14 protein-coding genes and 3 rRNA genes are annotated in these 20296 nt (G+C 66.7%); 14 read left to right on the top strand and 3 right to left on the bottom strand.

Going from position 1 to position 20296, the window contains the following annotated elements; translation table 11 throughout:
• Nucleotides 1-69: 69 nt before the first annotated feature.
• On the bottom strand, nt 70-588 hold the full coding sequence (locus tag ACQPYZ_RS26050) for an N-acetyltransferase family protein (RefSeq protein WP_433160701.1): 519 nt from the start codon (nt 586-588) through the stop codon (nt 70-72).
• A gap of 65 nt (nt 589-653) precedes the next feature.
• Between ACQPYZ_RS26050 and ACQPYZ_RS26045 the strand changes: the two genes are divergently transcribed.
• Nucleotides 654-1529: an alpha/beta fold hydrolase gene (locus ACQPYZ_RS26045; RefSeq protein ID WP_433160700.1), complete on the top strand. Its 876-nt coding sequence runs from the start codon at nt 654-656 to the stop codon at nt 1527-1529.
• Here the strand turns inward: ACQPYZ_RS26045 and ACQPYZ_RS26040 are convergent.
• Nucleotides 1495-1875, bottom strand: a complete 381-nt coding sequence (locus ACQPYZ_RS26040; protein WP_433160698.1) for a nuclear transport factor 2 family protein — start codon at nt 1873-1875, stop codon at nt 1495-1497. The two genes, ACQPYZ_RS26045 and ACQPYZ_RS26040, sit on opposite strands and share 35 nt — an antisense overlap.
• Before the next feature lie 410 nt (nt 1876-2285).
• Here ACQPYZ_RS26040 and argC point away from each other — a divergent pair, with 410 nt between their 5' ends.
• The 8 genes from argC to ACQPYZ_RS26000 all read left to right on the top strand — a co-directional run bounded on the left by argC (nt 2286) and on the right by ACQPYZ_RS26000 (nt 10382).
• Entirely contained in the window at nt 2286-3317 is a 1032-nt protein-coding gene (gene argC / locus ACQPYZ_RS26035) for an N-acetyl-gamma-glutamyl-phosphate reductase (RefSeq protein ID WP_433160697.1), read from the top strand.
• A complete protein-coding gene (gene argJ, locus ACQPYZ_RS26030) occupies nt 3314-4516 on the top strand; it encodes a bifunctional glutamate N-acetyltransferase/amino-acid acetyltransferase ArgJ (protein WP_433160695.1) in 1203 nt (400 codons plus the stop codon). The genes argC and argJ overlap by 4 nt, the downstream gene beginning before the upstream one ends.
• Complete coding sequence (gene argB / locus ACQPYZ_RS26025; RefSeq protein WP_433160694.1) at nt 4513-5388, top strand: acetylglutamate kinase; 876 nt, start codon at nt 4513-4515, stop codon at nt 5386-5388. The genes argJ and argB overlap by 4 nt, the downstream gene beginning before the upstream one ends.
• Nucleotides 5385-6584, top strand: coding sequence for an acetylornithine transaminase (locus ACQPYZ_RS26020; RefSeq protein ID WP_433160692.1), 1200 nt, complete (start codon nt 5385-5387; stop codon nt 6582-6584). Before argB ends, ACQPYZ_RS26020 begins: the two co-directional genes overlap by 4 nt.
• A complete protein-coding gene (gene argF, locus ACQPYZ_RS26015; RefSeq protein ID WP_433160691.1) occupies nt 6584-7519 on the top strand; it encodes an ornithine carbamoyltransferase in 936 nt (311 codons plus the stop codon). Before ACQPYZ_RS26020 ends, argF begins: the two co-directional genes overlap by 1 nt.
• Nucleotides 7516-8025, top strand: a complete 510-nt coding sequence (locus tag ACQPYZ_RS26010) for an arginine repressor (protein WP_433160689.1) — start codon at nt 7516-7518, stop codon at nt 8023-8025. Before argF ends, ACQPYZ_RS26010 begins: the two co-directional genes overlap by 4 nt.
• Before the next feature lie 12 nt (nt 8026-8037).
• Nucleotides 8038-9453: an argininosuccinate lyase gene (gene argH, locus ACQPYZ_RS26005; protein ID WP_433160687.1), complete on the top strand. Its 1416-nt coding sequence runs from the start codon at nt 8038-8040 to the stop codon at nt 9451-9453.
• 110 nt (nt 9454-9563) lie between these two features.
• Nucleotides 9564-10382 carry a DNA-3-methyladenine glycosylase gene (locus ACQPYZ_RS26000; protein ID WP_433160685.1) on the top strand — a complete coding sequence of 273 codons (819 nt, stop codon included), beginning with the start codon at nt 9564-9566 and terminating at the stop codon, nt 10380-10382.
• Between the two features lie 332 nt (nt 10383-10714).
• Here ACQPYZ_RS26000 and ACQPYZ_RS25995 read toward each other — a convergent pair whose 3' ends face one another.
• A complete protein-coding gene (locus tag ACQPYZ_RS25995) occupies nt 10715-11662 on the bottom strand; it encodes an LLM class flavin-dependent oxidoreductase (protein WP_433160683.1) in 948 nt (315 codons plus the stop codon).
• Between the two features lie 142 nt (nt 11663-11804).
• On the opposite strand from ACQPYZ_RS25995, the gene ACQPYZ_RS25990 reads away from it, so the two are divergent.
• The 5 genes from ACQPYZ_RS25990 (at nt 11805) to rrf (ending at nt 20180) form a co-directional block, all read left to right on the top strand.
• Nucleotides 11805-12842, top strand: a complete 1038-nt coding sequence (locus tag ACQPYZ_RS25990; protein ID WP_433160682.1) for an App1 family protein — start codon at nt 11805-11807, stop codon at nt 12840-12842.
• A gap of 49 nt (nt 12843-12891) precedes the next feature.
• Nucleotides 12892-14196 carry a tyrosine--tRNA ligase gene (gene tyrS, locus ACQPYZ_RS25985; protein ID WP_433160680.1) on the top strand — a complete coding sequence of 435 codons (1305 nt, stop codon included), beginning with the start codon at nt 12892-12894 and terminating at the stop codon, nt 14194-14196.
• A gap of 574 nt (nt 14197-14770) precedes the next feature.
• Nucleotides 14771-16290: ribosomal RNA gene (locus ACQPYZ_RS25980) — 16S ribosomal RNA — on the top strand.
• A 474-nt stretch (nt 16291-16764) separates the two neighbouring features.
• Nucleotides 16765-19892 (top strand): 23S ribosomal RNA (locus ACQPYZ_RS25975).
• A 170-nt stretch (nt 19893-20062) separates the two neighbouring features.
• Nucleotides 20063-20180: ribosomal RNA gene (gene rrf, locus ACQPYZ_RS25970) — 5S ribosomal RNA — on the top strand.
• Together the 16S, 23S and 5S rRNA genes form the textbook arrangement of a ribosomal RNA operon.
• Nucleotides 20181-20296 lie beyond the last annotated feature (116 nt).

Here is a 20296-nt window from a genome sequence, read left to right as displayed (position 1 = left end):
GGAGCGCCGGTCCGGCAGGCAGTTCGGGGTCGCCGGACTGCTGATGGCTGTGGAGCGGCGGTGTCGTCGTCAGAGGTCTTGGACGAGCATGATTTCGTCGCGGTAGTCGTCCGGGGCGACCCGGACCGCGCGTGGATGCCGCCCGACGACGCGGTAGCCGAGCGGCTCGTAGAACCGCTCCAGCCCCAACCCATCGCGGATCGTGAGCTGCAACTGCTCCAGCCCCAGCTCGACCGCCGACCCACGCAAACCCTCCATCAGCATCCGACCCGCACCGTTGCCCTGGTACTTCGGATGCACCATCAACCGCAGCACCGTCCGCCAGTGAGCCTGCAGCGCGGTGCGCCGGCTCACGAGCAGCCCCATGCCGACGTACCGCTCGCCGTTGTGCAGGACGCCGAGCAGATCCAGCCCGGCCGCGACCCGACCCAGCGCCTCGTCCAGCGTCTCCGCGACCAGCCCGACCGGAGCCGGTGCCGTGAACCCGACCGCCCCGCCCGCATCGGTCGCCGCGATCCACGTGTCCAGCAGGTCCGCCCGCAACCCCGGCTCACCCACGTCGTCGGGCCCTACCACCAGGTACTCCACCACACCTCCACCTGCGACTGAGTTGCAGATAGTCTACGACCGCCGAGCCCGGGTACAGCGTCTGCATGGTCAACGTCACGCACCGGACGGTCGCCGTCGGCGACGTCGAGATCTTCTACCGCGAAGCCGGTCCGCCGGACGCTCCCGTCGTACTGCTGCCGCACGGCTACCCGTCCTCGTCCTTCCAGTACCGGGGCCTGATGCCCGCCCTGGCCGACGAGTGGCGCCTGCTCGCGCCCGACTTCCCCGGCTTCGGGTACAGCGAGGCGCCGGCGGACTTCGACTACAGCTTCCCCGGGTACGCCGACCTGCTCGAACGCTTCCTGGACACGCTCGCCGTCGACCGGTTCGCGCTCTACCTCTTCGACTACGGCTCGCAGGCCGGCTTCCAGCTGGCGGTCCGGAACCCGGCCCGGATCGTCGCGCTGATCATCCAGAACGGCGACGCCTACGAGAAGACCCTCGGCCCGAAGTACCAGGCGCTGCAGGACTACTGGGCCGACCCGTCGGACGCGCGGCGCGACCGGCTCGCCGAGGCGGTCTCCTACGACGGGCTGCGCGAAGAGATCCTCGGTGAGGTCGCGCCCGAGGTCGCGCAGCGGATCAGTCCGGACCTGTGGAACCTGTCCTGGCCGCTGATGCGGGAGCACCGCGACGTCATGATCGGCTTCTTCGCCGAGATCGAGGACAGCGTCCGGCGCTTCCCGCAGTACCAGGCCTACCTGCGCGAGCACCGGCCGCCGACGCTGATCGTGTGGGGACCGCAGGACGGGTACATGCCGGCCGAGGCGGCGCGCGCGTACCTGGCCGACGTACCCGACGCCGAGCTGCACCTGTTCGAGGACGGTGGGCACTGGCTGCTCGAGACGCACCTCGACCAGGTGGTCGCCGCTGTCCGGCCGTTCCTCAGCCGAGTTCGTGGAGGGTCGGGACGGTGGTGAGCTTGTCGGGGTTGCGGATCAGGTACAGGCCGGTGATGACGTCGTCGGCGGTCCGGAAGAAGACGACGGTGTCGGGCTCGTCGGCGTAGTACGCGACGAACGCGGTCTCGCCGTTCAGCGTGGCCGGCCGGACCTCGAAGCCCGGGTTCTCCTCGATCACGGCGAACACCCAGCGGGCGATCTTCTCCGCGCCCCGGATCGGCCGCAGCGCGGCCTTCTTCTTGCCGCCGCCGTCGCTGATCAGCAGCGCGTCCGGCGCCAGCAACGACACCACCTGGTCGAAGTCGCCGGATCCGGCCGCGGCCATGAACCGCGTGGTCAGCTCGTTGTGCCGGTCCTTGTCCACGCGGTGCCGGGGTTGCCGCGCGTGCACGTGCCCGCGGGCTCGGTGGACGAGTTGCCGGACCGCGCTCTCCGACCGCCCGAGGGTGTCCGCGATCTCGTCGTACGGCAGGTCGAAGACCTCCCGCCGCGCCTTCTGCTGGCGCAGCCGGTTGAGCGCGAGCCGCGTGGTGATCCGGATCAGGTACGCGCGGGTGTCGCGAACCTCGGCGTGGTCGACGCCGGACCAGCGCAGCCACGTCTCCGCGCATCAGAGCCTCCAGTCGTCGTCCCCCTCGCGGACACGCGCGTGAGTGGACCGTGTGACATGACCTGGCTCACACCATGTGGTTCCACCGCCGGACGGTGGGTAGGGACTGCTGCGAGACCTCGGCGCGGTTGGATGTTTTTCCAGTTCATGGCATACTCATTCACATGAGTGTGAAGGTGGCGGTCGCCGGGGCCAGTGGTTATGCGGGTGGTGAGCTGCTGCGGCTGCTGAGTGCGCACCCCGAGGTCGAGGTCGGTGCGCTCACCGCCGGCGGGAACGCCGGGACGCCGCTCGGGCAGCACCATCCACACCTTGTGCCCTTGGCCGGGCGCCTCCTGGTCGAGACCACCGCGGAGAACCTCGCCGGTCACGACATCGTGTTCCTGGCCTTGCCGCACGGACAGTCCGCCGGAATCGCCGAGCAACTGGGCGAGGACGTCACCGTGATCGACTGCGGCGCGGACTTCCGGCTCACCGAGGCCGAGGTGTGGACCGAGTTCTACGGCGGCGAGCACGCCGGCTCCTGGCCGTATGGACTGCCGGAGCTCCCGGGGCAACGCGACAAGCTCCGCGGGGCGAACCGGGTCGCCGTGCCGGGCTGTTACCCCACCGTCTCCACGCTCGCGCTGCTCCCCGCCGTACAGCACGGGCTCGTCGACCCGGCGCAACTGGTCGTCGTCGCCGTCAGCGGTACGTCGGGTGCCGGCAAGGCCCCCAAGCCGCATCTGCTCGGCGCGGAGGTGATGGGGTCGGCCACCGTGTACGGCGTCGGCGGTGTCCACCGGCACACCCCGGAGATCGAGCAGAACCTCACGCCGTACGCCGACCGGCCGGTGAGCGTCTCGTTCACGCCGGTGCTCGTGCCGATGGCCCGCGGCATCCTCGCCACCTGCAGCGCACCGGTTGCCGACGGCACCGACCTGGCGGGGTTGCGGAAGGTCTACGAGGACGCCTACCGCGACGAGCCGTTCGTGCACGTGCTCCCCGACGGGCAGTGGCCGCAGACGCAGGCCACCCTCGGCGCGAACACCGTGCAGGTCCAGGTCGCGCTCGACGGGCGCACCGGCCGCGCCGTCGTCGTGGCCGCCATGGACAACCTCACCAAAGGCACCGCCGGCGCCGCCGTGCAGTGCATGAACCTGGCCACCGGGCTCGACGAGACCCTGGCCCTTCCCCTCGTAGGAGTTGCTCCGTGAGTGTTGCAGTCACCCCGGACGCCCAGGTCGATCGGAGCGCCGGGGTCACCGCGCCGGCCGGCTTCCGCGCGGCCGGGGTGATCGCCGGGATCAAGCCGGCCGGCACGCCGGACCTGACCGTGGTCGTGAACGACGGCCCGCACGACGTGGCGGCCGGCGTGTTCACCACCAACAAGGTGAAGGCTGCGCCGGTGCTGTGGTCCCAGCAGGTACTTACCGCCGGTAAGTTGACGGCCGTCGTGCTGAACTCCGGCGGTGCGAACGCGTGCACCGGTCCGGAAGGTTTCCAGGACACGCACAAGACCGCGGAGAAGCTGGCCGCGGTGCTCGGCGTGGGCGCGGCCCAGATCGGCGTCTGCTCGACCGGGCTGATCGGCGAGCGGCTGCCGATGCCCGCGCTGCTGTCCGGGATCGACGCCGCGGTCGAGGCGCTCGGCAGCACGCCGGACCACGGCCTGGCCGCCGCGACTGCGGTCATGACGACCGACAACGTGCCGAAGCAGGCGGTGCTGCAGCATCCGGACGGCTGGAGCATCGGCGGTTTCGCCAAGGGCTCCGGGATGTGCGCGCCGAACATGGCGACCATGCTCAGCGTCATCACGACGGACGCCGTACTCGACCAGCCGCACCTCGACCACGCGTTGCGGAACGCCGTCGACAAGACGTTCAACCGGCTCGACGTCGACGGCGGTACGTCGACCAACGACACCGTCCTCCTGCTCAGCTCGGGCGCCTCCGGGGTGACGGTGGATCCCGACGCGTTCGAGGCCGCGCTCACCACGCTGGCCGCCGATCTGGTGCGGCAGTTGCAGGCCGACGCCGAGGGCGTCACCAAGCACGTGAGCATCACGGTCCAGGGCGCGGCCACCGAGGCCGAGGCGGTCGCCGCCGCGAAGGTCGTGGCCGAGGACAACCTGTGCAAGACCGCCTTCTTCGCCTCGGACCCGAACTGGGGCCGCATCGCGATGGCGGTCGGGAACGCGCCCACGGCCTTCGACCCGTCGCTGCTCGACATCACCCTGAACGGCGCGCCGATCTGCGTCGCCGGCGGCAAGGGGGTCGATCGCTCCGAGGCCGACCTGAGCGGCCCGGAGATCGACGTGGTGATCGACCTGCACGCCGGCCGGGCCTCGGCGACCGTGCTCACCACCGACCTGTCCCACGCGTACGTCGAAGAGAACTCGGCGTACTCCTCATGACGTATGTGGACGCGGTCGAGAAGGCCGCCGTACTGACCGAGGCGCTGCCGTGGCTGAAGCAGTTCCACGGCAAGACCGTCGTCGTGAAGTACGGCGGGAACGCGATGGTCGACGAGAAGCTGAAGCGCGCGTTCGCCGAAGACATCGTCTTCCTCCGGTACGCCGGGGTCCGGGTCGTCGTCGTGCACGGCGGCGGACCGCAGATCAGCGACATGCTCGGCCGGCTCGGGATCGACAGCGAGTTCCGCGGCGGCCTGCGGGTCACCACGCCGGAGGCGATGGACGTCGTCGGCATGGTCCTGGTCGGCAAGGTCGGCCGCGAGCTGGTCGGCCTGCTGAACGCGCACGGACCGTTCGCGGTCGGCATGTCCGGTGAGGACGCCGGCCTGTTCACCGCGGAGCGCCGGACGGCGATCGTCGACGGCGAGTCGGTCGACATCGGGCTGGTCGGCGACGTGGTCGACGTACGCCCGGAAGCCGTCGTCGACCTGATCGACGCGGGCCGGATCCCGGTGGTGTCGACGATCGCGCCGGACGAGGACGGGCTCGCGCACAACGTGAACGCCGACACCGCCGCCGCGGCGCTGGCGTCCGCGCTCGGGGCCGAGAAGCTGGTCGTCTTGACCGACGTGGCCGGCCTCTACCGGAACTGGCCGGACAGCGACGAGATCATCACCCAGATCGACACCGCCGAGCTGGCCGAGCTGCTGCCGTCGCTGGCGTCCGGGATGGTGCCGAAGATGGAGGCCTGCCTGCGCGCGGTCGAGTCCGGCGTCTCCCGGGCGACCGTGATCGACGGCCGTGTGCCGCACTCGCTGCTGCTGGAGATCTTCACCGACGCCGGAAGTGGAACCCAGGTGATCCCGTCATGACCGAACTGCTCACCGTCGACGGTACGCAGAGCGCGCTCACCGAGCGGTACTCCAGTGCGCTGATGAACACCTTCGGCGCGCCCAAGCGGGTGCTCGTCCGTGGCGAGGGTGCATACCTGTGGGATGCCGACGGCAACAAGTACCTCGACCTGCTCGGCGGGCTCGCGGTCAACTGCCTCGGCCACGCGCACCCGTTCGTCGTGTCCGCGGTGACCTCGCAGCTCGCCACCCTCGGCCACGTGTCGAACTTCTTCGCGTCCGCGCCGCAGATCGCGCTGGCGGAGAAGCTGCTCGGCCTCTTCGACACCCCGGGCAAGGTGTTCTTCACCAACTCCGGCACCGAGGCGAACGAGGCCGCGTTCAAGCTCACCCGCCGGACCGGCCGGACGAAGATCGTCTCCACCGTCGGCGCCTTCCACGGCCGGTCGATGGGCGCGCTCGCGGTGACCTGGAAACCCGCGTACCGCGAGCCGTTCGAGCCGCTGCCCGGTGACGTCGAGTTCGTCCCGTACGGCGACGCCGACGCGCTGGCCGCCGCGGTCGACGACCGGACCGCGGCGGTGATCCTCGAGCCGATCCAGGGGGAGAACGGCGTCGTCGTACCCCCGGCCGGCTACCTGCAGGCGGCCCGGCGAATCACCTCCGAACGCGGCGCGCTGCTGTGGATCGACGAGATCCAGACCGGTATCGGGCGGACCGGGACGTGGTTCGCGTACGAGGCCGACGGCATCACGCCGGACGTGGTGACCGTGGCCAAGGGCCTCGGGGCGGGCATCCCGATCGGCGCCTGCATCGGTCTCGGGCCGGCGGCCGACCTGCTGCAGCCGGGCAACCACGGGACGACGTTCGGCGGCAACCCGGTGGCCGCGATCGCCGGTCTCGCCGTCCTGACCGTGATCGAGCGGGACGGGCTGCTCGCGCAGGTCAATGCTGTCGGCAACCACCTCGCGTCCTCGATCATCGCGCTCGACCACCCGATGGTGGCCGGCGTCCGGGGCCGGGGCCTGCTGCTGGCGATCGAGCTCACCCGGCCGGTCTCCGACCTGGTGGCGGCGTCCGCGCTGGAGGCCGGATTCGTGGTGAACAACCCGGTCCCGAACGCGTTGCGGCTGGCGCCGCCGTACATCCTGAGCAAGGCTGATGCCGACAGTTTCGTCGCGGCCCTTCCCGGGCTGCTGGACCAGGTGGAGGCCTGATGACCGTGCGGCACTTCCTGCGCGACGACGACCTGAGCCCGGTCGAGCAGGACGAGGTGCTGACGCTGGGCGCGCAGCTGGCGGGCGACCGGTTCGGGCACCAGCCGCTGGCCGGGCCGAAGACGGTCGCGGTGATCTTCGACAAGACGTCGACCCGGACGCGGATCTCGTTCGCGGTCGGGATCGCCGAGCTGGGCGGCGTACCGCTGATCATCGACGCGCAGACGTCGCAGCTGGGCCGGGGGGAGCCGATCGCGGACACCGCGCGGGTGCTCGACCGGCAGGTGGCGGCGATCGTGTGGCGGACGTTCGCGCAGACCCGGATCGAGGAGATGGCCGCGGCGTCGCGGGTGCCGGTGCTGAACGCGCTGACCGACGAGTTCCACCCGTGCCAGATCCTGGCCGACCTGCTGACAGTGCGGCAGCACAAGGGTTCGACGGCCGGACTGAAGCTGGTCTACCTCGGCGACGGTGCGAACAACATGGCGCACTCGTACCTGCTCGGCGGTGTCACCGCCGGGATGCATCTGGTCGTCGCATCGCCTGCGGGGTATCAACCGGATCCCGCGGTGCTACGGCGTGCCGCGGAGATCGCTGCCGAGACGGGCGGGTCCGCAGCGTGGACGGCGGATCCGCTGGAGGCCGTGGACGGAGCCGATGTCGTTGCCACCGACACGTGGGTGTCGATGGGGCAGGAGGCCGAGGCTGCCGACCGCGAAGCGCCGTTCGTGCCGTACGCCGTGACCGAGCAACTGATGTCCAAGGCAAGCGCCGACGCGATCGTGCTGCACTGCCTACCCGCCTATCGGGGCAAGGAGATCGAGGCGGCCGTGATCGACGGCCCGCAGTCGGTCGTCTGGGACGAGGCGGAGAACCGGCTGCACGCCCAGAAGGCGCTGCTGTCGTGGCTGCTGGCAAGGAGCTTCGAGGTATGAGCGTGGTGGTGCCGACCACGAAGACCGCGCGGCAGCAGCGGATCGTCGACCTGCTCGGGCGCCAGCCGGTGCGGTCGCAGACCGAGCTCGCCGACCTGCTCGCGGCGTCCGGGCTCGTGGTCGGTCAGGCGACGCTGTCCCGCGACCTGGTCGAGATCGGCGCGGTCAAGGTCCGCGACTCGAGCGGTCAACTCGTGTACGCCGTACCAGGGGAGGGCGGCGACCGTACGCCGCGAGCCGGCGAGGCGGCCGCGTTCGAGGCCCGCCTGGCCCGGGTCGCGTCCGAGCTGCTCGTGTCCGCGGAGGGCAGCGCCAACCTGGTCATCCTGCGAACCCCGCCGGGTGCGGCCCAGTACTTCGCGTCGGCGATCGACCACGTGGGACTGGACGACGTACTCGGCACCATCGCCGGCGACGACACCGTCATGGTCGTCTCCCGCAACCCGACCGGCGGCCCCGCCCTGGCCACCCGCTTCCTGTCCCTGGCCGCGCGCGAACCCAAGTAGGGATCTTCTGAGTTGAGTACCGGAGAAAGTGCCGCCCTCTGGGGTGGGCGGTTTGCGGGTGGGCCGGCGGACGCCCTGGCTGCGCTGAGCAAGTCGACACAGTTCGACTGGCGGCTCGCGCCGTACGACATCGCCGGCTCGAAGGCGCACGCCAAGGTGCTGCACCGCGCCGGGCTGCTGACCGACGAGGACCTGTCCGCGATGCTGGCCGGGTTGGACGAGCTGCTGGCCGACGTACTGGCCGGGAAGTTCCTGCCAGCCGAGGACGACGAGGACGTGCACACCGCGCTGGAGCGTGGTCTGCTCGAGCGGCTCGGCGCCGAGCTCGGCGGACGGCTCCGGGCCGGCCGGTCGCGGAACGACCAGGTCGCCACGCTGTTCAAGGGCTATCTGCGGGAGCACGGCCGCATCATCGGCCGGCTCGTACTCGACCAGGTGAACGCGCTCGCCGAGCAGGCCGAGAAGCACCTCGGCGTCGCGATGCCCGGCCGCACCCACTTGCAGCACGCGCAGCCGGTGCTGCTCTCGCACCACCTGCTCGCGCACGCCTGGCCGCTGATCCGCGACCTCGACCGGCTCGCCGACTGGGACGCCCGGGTCGCGGCCGACTCGCCGTACGGCTCGGGGGCGCTGGCCGGCAGCTCGCTCGGCCTGGACCCGCAGTACGTCGCTGTGGAGCTGGGCTTCACGAACTCCTCGGCGAACTCGATCGACGGGACCGCCGCGCGGGACTTCGTGGCGGAGTTCGCGTTCGTCACCGCGCAGCTCGGCGTCGACCTGTCCCGGCAGGCCGAGGAGGTGATCATCTGGGCGACGAAGGAGTTCGGTTTCGTCGAGCTGGACGACGCGTTCTCGACCGGGTCGAGCATCATGCCGCAGAAGAAGAACCCGGACATCGCCGAGCTCGCCCGCGGGAAGGCCGGCCGGCTGATCGGCAACTTGAGCGGGCTGCTGGCGACGCTGAAGGCGCAGCCGCTGGCGTACAACCGGGACTTGCAGGAGGACAAGGAACCCGTGTTCGACTCCATCGACACCCTCGAGGTGCTGCTGCCCGCGTTCACCGGAATGGTCCGGACGCTGCGGTTCAACACCTCGCGACTGGAGGAGCTGGCGCCGCAGGGGTTCTCGCTCGCCACGGACATCGCGGAGTGGCTCGTGCGCCAGAAGGTGCCGTTCCGGGTCGCGCACGAGGTCGCTGGCGCGTGCGTCCAGGAATGCGAGAAGCGCGGCATCGAGCTGTGGGACCTGTCCGACTCCGACCTGGCCGCGATCTCACCGGCGCTCACTCCGGACGTGCGCTCGGTGCTGACGGTCGAGGGCTCGCTCGCGTCCCGCAACACGCGCGGCGGCACGGCGGGCGACCGCGTGGCCGAACAGCTGACCGAGCTCCGCGCCCGGGCCACCGCCCACGCCGACCGGCTCGCCTGACTGTCGGCCGGGTCGCCGTACTGTCCGCCGGGTCGCCTGACTGTCGGACGGGTCGCCTGACTGTCGGACGGGTCGCCTTACTGGCCGCCGGGTCGCCTAGGGTGCTGGGCATGCCTGTACGCCGTTCGCTGCTCGCCGGACCTGTGCTCGACGTGGCCCCGAAGCTCCTCGGCATGGTCCTGCGCAGCACCACCGACGAGGGCACGGTCGCCGTACGCCTGACCGAGGTCGAGGCGTACGACGGCCCGTCCGACCCCGGCTCGCACGCGTACCGCGGCCAGACACCCCGCAACGCGGTGATGTTCGGCCCACCCGGCTTCCTGTACGTGTACTTCACCTACGGCATGCACTTCTGCATGAACGTCAGCGCCGGCCCCGACGGGCAACCCTCGGCCGTCCTCCTCCGCGCCGGCGAGATCGTCGAAGGCCTCGACCTGGCCCGCACCCGCCGCATCCCCGCGACCCCCGCCGGCAAGTTCAACCAGTCCACCGGCACTTCGCCCGCCCTGTCCGCCACTCAGCGCGAAAAGGGCGTGGCTCCCAACCGGACCGCTGCCGGGAACGGCGTGGCGCCCGGCCGGGCTGCCTTGCCTGGAGAAGGCGTGGCGCCCGGCTGGTCTGCTGCTGCGGACGGCGTGCAGCCTGGGCCGGTGGCCAAGCGGGCGAACGGGAACCCGGACCGCGACCTCGCCCGCGGCCCGGCGCGCATGTGCGTGGCGCTCGGCATCGGCCGCGACGACAACGGCGTCGACCTGCTGTCCGGGGCGTCCCACATCCAGCTGCTCCCCGGCCCCGGCTTCGACGGCGAACCGTCCACCGGCCCGCGCGTCGGCCTCCGCGAAGCCGCCGACCGTCCGTGGCGTTTCTGGATCCCCGACGACCCCACCGTCTCGCCGTACCGCCCCCACGTCCCCAAACGCCGCACCTGACCCCCGCCCCGCCGCACTGCACCCCACGTCCCCAAACGCCGCGGCTGACCAACGCCCCGACGTCGCCAACGCCGCAGCTGACCCACGCCTCGCCGTACCGCCCCCACGTCGCCAAACGCCGCACCTGACCCCACGTCGCCAACGCCGCAGCTGACCCCCGCCCCCACGTCACCAAACGCCGCAGCTGACCACGCCCCGACCCGGCAAAGGGGCCGGCCCGCCAGCCATGGCCGGCCCGCAGCCACGGTCGGTCCGCCAGCCGCGGTCAGCCCACCAGCTGCAGTCAGCCCGCCAGCTGCGGTCGGCCCGCCAGCCGTGGCCGCAGCTGTGGCTCAGCGGTTGGCGAGGGCGAGCACGTGGTCGAGTTGCGGCATCCCGTGCTCCACCTCCGGATCCGGAAACAGCCCGACGTGGTGCACCCCGGCCGCCTCCAGCGCCTCGATGTGCGCGGCCGCATCGTCCAGCGTCCCGACCGCGCCGATCGCGGTCCACCAGTCGGCCGGCATCCCCACCAGCCCGTCCGTCCCGTCCTCGTCGTACACCTTCCGCAAGTCCTCGTAGAACGGCAGCGCCTTCAACCCCGGATGGTGGTCGTCCAGCCGCGCCCCCAACCACGGCGCGGTCCACTCGTACGCCGCCTTCCGGTCGTCCCGCACGCAGAACGCGCTGAACACCGCGACCACGAACCCCTCCGGCGAACCGGCGTACTCGATTGACTGCCGCACGTACGCCGGAGTGGCCGGCTCGGCCAACACGATCCCACCGCCGACCCGCCCAGCCAGCGCCATCGACTTCGGTCCCATCACGCCGAGCAGGATCGGCGGCGCCTCGGCCGGCGGCGCGTCCAGCTGCACGTCCTGCAGTTGGACTGTCTTGCCCTCGACCGTCACGTTCTCGCCGGCCAGCAGCCGAGTGACCGCCGTGGTGACCTCCTCGAGCGCTGTCAGTGGCGACTTCGGCCGGACCCCCATCTGCCCCATCCACTCCTGCACTCCATGACCGATCCCCGGCAGGAACCGTCCAGGCGCAAGCGCGTCCAGCGTCGCGAACTCCATCGCGGTGACCGCAGCCGTCCGCGCGACCGCCGGCACGATGCCGAGACCGACCGTCAGCCGCTCCGTCGAGGTGAGCGCGGCCGAGACGAGCGAGGGCCCGGCGGTGTAGAAGCAGTCCTCGATGATCCACAGCTCGTCCGCACCGCCCTGGTCCAGGCGGCGGGCCACGTCGGTTACCAGGGCGGCGGGGTAGGTCCGCGGGAAGCACATGCCGATCTGTGTCATGCGCAGAACCGTAGACGCCACGTCCGACAGTTCTCGACCGCCTTCCCGCAGTTCTCCACGGCCTTCGCGCAGTTCGGTAAAGGTCCTTCCAGGACGCGGGGCGACAGGCGTATCGGCCCGGTGTCCGGGTAGGTTGCGGACTATGGCCCGTCCGCACTACGCGTCCCGTCTCGAGGACTGGTTCAACCTGGGAGTGCAGGCGATCCTGCGGCGCCGCGGCTGGCGGGAACGGATCATCCCGCACGTCGGCTACGGCACCACCCAGTTCGTCCGGGTGCTCGCCCGCGTCGTACTCAGCCGGGACCCCCGCAGCCAACCCCGGTACGACGAGGACCAGGTGGTCCGCGGCTGGCGCGTCTTCGTGACCGCACCGGCGACCAAGGTGAAGGTGACGGTCACCGTCGGTGGGGAGACGTTCGACGCCATGACGGACCGCGGCGGCTTCGTCGACCTGACCGTGCCGGTGGCGCTCCCGCCCGGGTGGCACGAGATCAACCTGGGCGTGCACGGCGAGCGTGAGGCCCGCGGCCGCGTCTACGTGCCCGATCCGGACGCGACACTCGGCCTGGTCAGCGACATCGACGACACCGTGATGCTGACGATGCTGCCACGTCCACTGATCGCCGCGTGGAACACGTTCGTCCGTGATGAGCAGGCGCGTCGCGTCGTACCAGGCATGGCCGAGATGTACGGCGCCCTGCTGGCAGACCACCCCGGTGCGCCGATCTTCTACCTCTCCACCGGAGCCTGGAACACCGCACCGACGCTGACCCGCTTCCTCGCCCGACACGGCTACCCGGCCGGCCCGCTGTTACTCACGGACTGGGGGCCGACCAACACTGGCTGGTTCCGCAGCGGTCAGGAGCACAAGCGCAACTCGCTCCGCCGCCTCGCAGCCGAGTTCCCGAACGTCCGCTGGGTCCTGATCGGCGACGACGGCCAGCACGACCCGCAGCTGTACGGCGACTTCGCGCAGACCCACCCGGATCACGTCCGGGCGATCGGTATCCGTCAGCTGACCCCTGCCGAGCAGGTGCTGTCCCACGGTCTCCCGGTGCCGAACGCGGACCCGGGCGCCCACGACCCCCACCGGCCCAACGCTGTCACTGTGCACGCTCCCGACGGCCACGCGCTCCGGCCGCAGCTACAGGCCGTTCTGACCCGCCCGGACGCCGGCTGACCTACATACAGGACACTTGTAGCTGACCGACGTACTCGAGGAGAGACAAGTGACCGACAGCGGGACCGCACGCCGCACCCAGGTGCTCGACGACCTGGAGAGCCGTGGCCTGATCGCGCACTCCACCGATCCCGACGCCCTGCGGGCCGCAATGGCGGCCGGACCGATCACCTCGTACGTCGGCTTCGACCCCACGGCGCCCAGCCTGCACATGGGGAACCTGCTGCAGCTGCTGACGCTCCGACGCCTCCAGCTGGCCGGCCACAACCCGATCGGGCTCGTCGGTGGCGCCACCGGGCTGATCGGTGACCCGAAGGAGAGCTCCGAGCGGGTGCTCAACCCGAAGGACGTCGTACAGCAATGGGTCGAGAAGGTGCGCGGCCAGGTGGAGAAGTTCATCGACTTCGACCCCGCCCTGCCGAACCCCGGTCGCATCGTCAACAACTACGACTGGACCAAGGACCTGAACACCCTCGACTTCCTGCGTGACATCGGCAAGCACTTCCCGGTGAACCGCATGCTCGGCCGCGAGGTGGTGAAGGCGCGGCTGGAGCAGGGGATCAGCTACACCGAGTTCAGCTACGTGCTGTTGCAGTCGCTGGACTACCTGGAGCTCTACCGCCGCCACAACTGCACGCTGCAGACCGGTGGCAGCGACCAGTGGGGCAACCTCACGGCCGGCGTCGAGCTCATTCGCCGTACGGAGGCCGGCAAGGCGCACGCACTGGCCACCCCACTGGTGACGAAGGCCGACGGCACGAAGTTCGGCAAGACGGAGTCCGGCACTGTGTGGCTGGACCGCGAGCTGACGTCGCCGTACGCGTTCTACCAGTTCTGGTTCAACACCGACGACCGCGACGTGATGCAGCTGGTGCGGTTCTACACCTTCCGGACGCCGGAGGAGATCGCTGCACTCGAGCAGGCGACGGCAGAACGACCCCAGGCCCGCGAGGCACAACGACTCCTCGCCGAGGAACTCACCACGCTCGTCCACGGTGAGGAGGAGACCAGGAGAGTGCAGGAGGCGTCCAAGGCGCTCTTCGGCCAGGGCGAACTCGCCTCCCTCGACGGCTCCACACTGGTCGCCGCACTCCGCGAAGCCCCACACGTCGAGCTCGGCGCCGGCGAACCGATGCCGACGTACGGCGACCTGTTGGTGAAGGCCGGCCTGGTCGCCAGCAAGTCGGCCGCGCGCAGGACGGTGGCCGAGGGCGGTGGCTACCTCAACAACGAGAAGGTGAAGGACGCCGAGTACGTGCCGGGGTCCGACGACCTGCTGCCGGGCGGCGTGCTGGTCCTGCGCCGCGGAAAGCGTTCGTTCGCAGGGGTTCTGGCGTCGTCGGCGGGGAGCTGACAGCGCCGGCTCCACTCCCACAGACCGGCTGCCGAGAGCAAATTACAACCATGTGATGCTGCCCACCGGGAACCGATTTGACCGGCTACCTGCGAGCCACGTAATGTTCTTCTTGTTGGAGCGAGGCGCGGGACGCGAAAGCGGCCGGTCGCTCCGAACCCCCCAAGGCTAGCTGAGCCGAACCGCGTCGTCTGACTCGGGTCGGTAGCGCCGATGGGCGGGGAGCCAGAAAAGTCGGGCTTGACTCGGTGGATCTGCTCCGGTAAGGTAGCGCAGGTTGCCCCGGGATCCTGGCCGAAAGGTCATGATGCGGTGTGCGTCCGATTTTTGAGAACTCAACAGCGTGCCGAAAGTCAATGCCGATAGATGCATTAACCCCGTTCATAGGGCATTGAACATTTTCCTGGCCCCGGCTCTTGTGGTTGTGGGTGTGGGTTTTTGTTTGTGTTCTGTGGCGGATTCCTTTGAAATATTTTCTGGATTCAAGCCAGTTTTGGTTTGTTTCTGATTCAAAGGATCACTCGATGTGTTGACGATACTGGCCCTTTTTGTGGGGTTGGTTTGTCTATATTTTTCAACGGAGAGTTTGATCCTGGCTCAGGACGAACGCTGGCGGCGTGCTTAACACATGCAAGTCGAGCGGTAAGGCCCCTTCGGGGGTACACGAGCGGCGAACGGGTGAGTAACACGTGAGCAACCTACCCTCAACTTCGGGATAAGCCTCGGAAACGGGGTCTAATACCGGATATCATCACGGGCTTCATGGCTTGTGGTTGAAAGTTCTGGCGGTTGGGGATGGGCTCGCGGCCTATCAGCTTGTTGGTGGGGTAATGGCCTACCAAGGCGTCGACGGGTAGCCGGCCTGAGAGGGCGACCGGCCACACTGGGACTGAGACACGGCCCAGACTCCTACGGGAGGCAGCAGTGGGGAATATTGCGCAATGGACGAAAGTCTGACGCAGCAACGCCGCGTGAGGGATGACGGCCTTCGGGTTGTAAACCTCTTTCAGCAGGGACGAAGCGAGAGTGACGGTACCTGCAGAAGAAGGACCGGCCAACTACGTGCCAGCAGCCGCGGTAATACGTAGGGTCCGAGCGTTGTCCGGAATTATTGGGCGTAAAGGGCTCGTAGGCGGTTCGTCGCGTCGGGAGTGAAAACTCGGAGCTTAACTCCGAGCCTGCTTCCGATACGGGCAGACTAGAGGTAGGCAGGGGAGAGCGGAACTCCTGGTGTAGCGGTGGAATGCGCAGATATCAGGAAGAACACCGGTGGCGAAGGCGGCTCTCTGGGCCTTACCTGACGCTGAGGAGCGAAAGCGTGGGTAGCGAACAGGATTAGATACCCTGGTAGTCCACGCCGTAAACGTTGGGCGCTAGGTGTGGGGGACATTCCACGTCCTCCGTGCCGCAGCTAACGCATTAAGCGCCCCGCCTGGGGAGTACGGCCGCAAGGCTAAAACTCAAAGGAATTGACGGGGGCCCGCACAAGCGGCGGAGCATGCGGATTAATTCGATGCAACGCGAAGAACCTTACCTGGGTTTGACATATAGGGAAATCTCCCAGAGATGGGAGGTCCGTAAGGGTCCTATACAGGTGGTGCATGGCTGTCGTCAGCTCGTGTCGTGAGATGTTGGGTTAAGTCCCGCAACGAGCGCAACCCTCGTCCTATGTTGCCAGCACGTTATGGTGGGGACTCATAGGAGACTGCCGGGGTCAACTCGGAGGAAGGTGGGGATGACGTCAAGTCATCATGCCCCTTATGTCCAGGGCTTCACGCATGCTACAATGGCCGGTACAAAGGGCTGCGAAGCCGTAAGGTGGAGCGAATCCCAAAAAGCCGGTCTCAGTTCGGATTGGGGTCTGCAACTCGACCCCATGAAGTCGGAGTCGCTAGTAATCGCAGATCAGCAACGCTGCGGTGAATACGTTCCCGGGCCTTGTACACACCGCCCGTCACGTCATGAAAGTCGGCAACACCCGAAGCCGGTGGCCTAACCCCTTGTGGGAGGGAGCCGTCGAAGGTGGGGCTGGCGATTAGGACGAAGTCGTAACAAGGTAGCCGTACCGGAAGGTGCGGCTGGATCACCTCCTTTCTAAGGAGCGCTGCGGCAGCCACGTTCTGCGTGGTTGTCCATTCATCACTGCTCGAGCGTGCGTCTCGGGGTGATGGTGCTTCGGACTGTGGAACATTGACCATTAGATGTGCAGCGGAGCTGCTGAAGCTAGTACTACCCACTGTGGTGGGTGTGGAACGTTGAGGTGGCCGAGTGGATCGTCGAGGCGCGCTGTTGGGTCCTGAGGAATCGGGCCGGGTCCCCTGTTGGGGGATGTGGACTGGTTTTTCTGGGTCACGGCCACACTGGGTTTGTTTGGTGTGGTGGGTGGCTGGGGCCGGCTCTCACCAAACCGTTGGTGTGGGTGTTTGTTCTGGGTGTGTTGTTTCCCTGGGGCGGGTGCTCGCGGTGCCGATAGGTGGTGGCGGTGGAGCTGGTGTTCCTGCCCGTATTTTGAGAACTGTATAGTGGACGCGAGCATCTCTTTGTAGCGTTTTGTGTGTTTTGTTGTTGTGACAAGCTACTAAGGGCAATCGGTGGATGTCTTGGTACCAAGAGCCGATGAAGGACGTTGGAGCCTGCGATAAGCCCCGGGGAGTTGGCAACCAAGCTGTGATCCGGGGGTGTCCGAATGGGGAAACCCAGCTGGCATTCTAAAGCCAGTTACCAGTGCCTGAACACATAGGGTTCTGGAGGGAACGCGGGGAAGTGAAACATCTCAGTACCCGCAGGAAGAGAAAACAATTGTGATTCCGTGAGTAGTGGCGAGCGAAAGCGGATGAGGCTAAACCATGTGTGTGTGATAGCCGGCGTGCGTTGCGCATGTGGGGTTGTGGGAGCATTCTGACATTAATGCCGTGGTGTCGGGGAGTTATAAATCGTTGTTGAAGCCGAATCTTCTGGAATGTTGAGCCGTAGTGGGTTATGGCCCCGTAGGTGTAAGACAGCGACTTCCGAGTGTTTTCCCAAGTAGCACGGGACTCTTGAAATTCCGTGTGAATCTGGCGGGACCACCCGCTAAGCCTAAATACTTCTTGGTGACCGATAGCGGACTAGTACCGTGAGGGAAAGATGAAAAGTACCCCGGGAGGGGAGTGAAATAGTACCTGAAACCGGTTGCCTACAATCCGTCGGAGCATCTCCTTGTGGGGTGTGACGGCGTGCCTTTTGAAGAATGAGCCTGCGAGTTAGTGGTGTGTGGCGAGGTTAACCCGTGTGGGGTAGCCGTAGCGAAAGCGAGTCTGAATAGGGCGTTTGAGTCGCATGCTCTAGACCCGAAGCGGAGTGATCTATCCATGGGCAGGTTGAAGCGTGGGTAAGACCGCGTGGAGGACCGAACCCACCAGGGTTGAAAACCTGGGGGATGACCTGTGGATAGGGGTGAAAGGCCAATCAAACTCCGTGATAGCTGGTTCTCCCCGAAATGCATATAGGTGCAGCGTCGTGTGTTTCTTACCGGAGGTAGAGCACTGGATGGTCTAGGGGGCTTACCGGCTTACCGAAATCAGCCAAACTCCGAATGCCGGTAAGTGAGAGCGCGGCAGTGAGACTGCGGGGGATAAGCTCCGTAGTCGAGAGGGAAACAGCCCAGATCACCAGCTAAGGCCCCTAAGCGATTGCTAAGTGGAAAAGGATGTGGAGTTGCCCAGACAACCAGGAGGTTGGCTTAGAAGCAGCCACCCTTGAAAGAGTGCGTAATAGCTCACTGGTCAAGTGATTCCGCGCCGACAATGTAGCGGGGCTCAAGCAATCCGCCGAAGCTGTGGCATTCACACTCGTACCCGGCCTCACCCTTTTGGGTGTGGTCCAGGTGTGTGGATGGGTAGGGGAGCGTCGTGCAGCGTGTGAAGCAGCCTAGTGATGGAGTTGTGGATGCTGCACGAGTGAGAATGCAGGCATGAGTAGCGAATGACGGGTGAGAAACCCGTCCGCCGGATGATCAAGGGTTCCAGGGTCAAGCTAATCTGCCCTGGGTAAGTCGGGACCTAAGGCGAGGCCGACAGGCGTAGTCGATGGACAACGGGTTGATATTCCCGTACCGGCACTGACACGACCCGACCGAACCCGCTGATGCTAAGGAATTGAAGTGCTGAGACCTTCGGGTTGAGGTGTGGATGTTCCGGCCCGAGGTGGTAGTAGGTGCACTGAGGAGTGACGCAGGAGGGTAGTCCAACCGCGGCGATGGTAGGCGCAAGCTGATCCGCGGGCAAGGTGGTAGGGCGAGGCATAGGCAAATCCGTGCCTCATGAAGCCTGAGAGCCGAGGCGGACCCGTTCAGGGGAAGTGGATGATCCCATGCTGCCGAGAAAAACTTCGCAGTGAGTGTTAGAGCCGCCCGTACCCCAAACCGACACAGGTGATCAGGTAGAGAATACCGAGGCGATCGAGTGAACCATGGTTAAGGAACTCGGCAAAATGCCCCCGTAACTTCGGGAGAAGGGGGGCCGGATCCGTTACCCCACTTGCTGGGGGACGCGGTGATGGCCGCAGAGACCAGGCCCAAGCGACTGTTTACTAAAAACACAGGTCCGTGCGAAGAAGTAATTCGATGTATACGGACTGACGCCTGCCCGGTGCTGGAACGTTAAGGGGACAGGTTAGCTGGTTTCGGCCGGCGAAGCTTTGAACTTAAGCGCCAGTAAACGGCGGTGGTAACTATAACCATCCTAAGGTAGCGAAATTCCTTGTCGGGTAAGTTCCGACCTGCACGAATGGCGTAACGACTTGGGCGCTGTCTCAACCATGGACTCGGCGAAATTGCATTACGAGTAAAGATGCTCGTTACGCGCAGCAGGACGGAAAGACCCCGGGACCTTTACTACAACTTGGTATTGGTGGTCGGTACAACTTGTGTAGGATAGGTGGGAGACTGTGAAACTCGGACGCCAGTTCGGGTGGAGTCATCGTTGAAATACCACTCTGGTTGTTCTGGCTGTCTAACTTTGGTCCGTTATCCGGATCAGGGACAGTGCCTGGTGGGTAGTTTGACTGGGGCGGTCGCCTCCTAAAAGGTAACGGAGGCGCTCAAAGGTTCCCTCAGCCTGGTTGGCAATCAGGTGTCGAGTGTAAGTGCACAAGGGAGCTTGACTGTGAGACAGACATGTCGAGCAGGGACGAAAGTCGGAACTAGTGATCCGGCGGTGGCATGTGGGAGCACCGTCGCTCAACGGATAAAAGGTACCCCGGGGATAACAGGCTGATCTTCCCCAAGAGTCCATATCGACGGGATGGTTTGGCACCTCGATGTCGGCTCGTCGCATCCTGGGGCTGGAGTAGGTCCCAAGGGTTGGGCTGTTCGCCCATTAAAGCGGCACGCGAGCTGGGTTTAGAACGTCGTGAGACAGTTCGGTCCCTATCCGCTGCGCGCGCAGGAGACTTGAGAAGGGCTGCCCCTAGTACGAGAGGACCGGGGTGGACGAACCTCTGGTGTGCCAGTTGTTCCGCCAGGAGCACGGCTGGTTGGCTACGTTCGGGAGTGATAACCGCTGAAAGCATCTAAGCGGGAAGCACGCTTCAAGATGAGGTCTCCCACCGGGACAACCGGGTAAGGCCCCCAGTAGACCACTGGGTTGATAGGCCAGAAGTGGAAGCACGGCAACGTGTGCAGCTGACTGGTACTAATAGGCCGAGGGCTTGTCACACACCCACACCCCTAGCGGGGTGAGGGCAACAGACCACACTGCGTTAACGAAGACACTCGCGTTCACTGTACGGTTCCCGAAATACGGTCAACCCCAGCAACCCAACACCCCACCGGAACCACCCCGGGGTGTTGTGACCCGAGCAGGGTTGGTTGATATTTTCATAGAGTTACGGTGGCCATAGCGTCGGGGAAACACCCAGTCTCCATTCCGAACCTGGAAGTTAAGCCCGACAGCGCCGATGGTACTGCGACCGGGAGGTCGTGGGAGAGTAGGACGCCGCCGGACATTCACACAGTTAAGGGCCACCCCCAGTTGGGGGTGGCCCTTAACATTTGTCCCGACGTAGCGGCGCACCCACCGCACCTCGACCCAGGCCGGAGCATCCTCCACCGCACACCGAA

The organism is Kribbella sp. CA-247076 (assembly GCF_050942445.1).
Classification (GTDB): domain Bacteria; phylum Actinomycetota; class Actinomycetes; order Propionibacteriales; family Kribbellaceae; genus Kribbella.
This window is presented reverse-complemented; position numbering and strand designations above follow the sequence as displayed.

Bases quoted from the DNA above. Each gene is read 5' to 3' on its own strand.
- ACQPYZ_RS26020 (WP_433160692.1), top strand. From the start codon at position 5,385: ATGACCGAACTGCTCACCGTCGACGGTACGCAGAGCGCGCTCACCGAG.
- argF (WP_433160691.1), top strand. From the start codon at position 6,584: ATGACCGTGCGGCACTTCCTGCGCGACGACGACCTGAGCCCGGTCGAG.
- argC (WP_433160697.1), top strand. From the start codon at position 2,286: ATGAGTGTGAAGGTGGCGGTCGCCGGGGCCAGTGGTTATGCGGGTGGT.
- ACQPYZ_RS26045 (WP_433160700.1), top strand. From the start codon at position 654: ATGGTCAACGTCACGCACCGGACGGTCGCCGTCGGCGACGTCGAGATC.
- argB (WP_433160694.1), top strand. From the start codon at position 4,513: ATGACGTATGTGGACGCGGTCGAGAAGGCCGCCGTACTGACCGAGGCG.
- ACQPYZ_RS25990 (WP_433160682.1), top strand. From the start codon at position 11,805: ATGGCCCGTCCGCACTACGCGTCCCGTCTCGAGGACTGGTTCAACCTG.
- ACQPYZ_RS26010 (WP_433160689.1), top strand. From the start codon at position 7,516: ATGAGCGTGGTGGTGCCGACCACGAAGACCGCGCGGCAGCAGCGGATC.
- ACQPYZ_RS26000 (WP_433160685.1), top strand. From the start codon at position 9,564: ATGCCTGTACGCCGTTCGCTGCTCGCCGGACCTGTGCTCGACGTGGCC.
- ACQPYZ_RS25995 (WP_433160683.1), bottom strand. From the start codon at position 11,662: ATGACACAGATCGGCATGTGCTTCCCGCGGACCTACCCCGCCGCCCTG.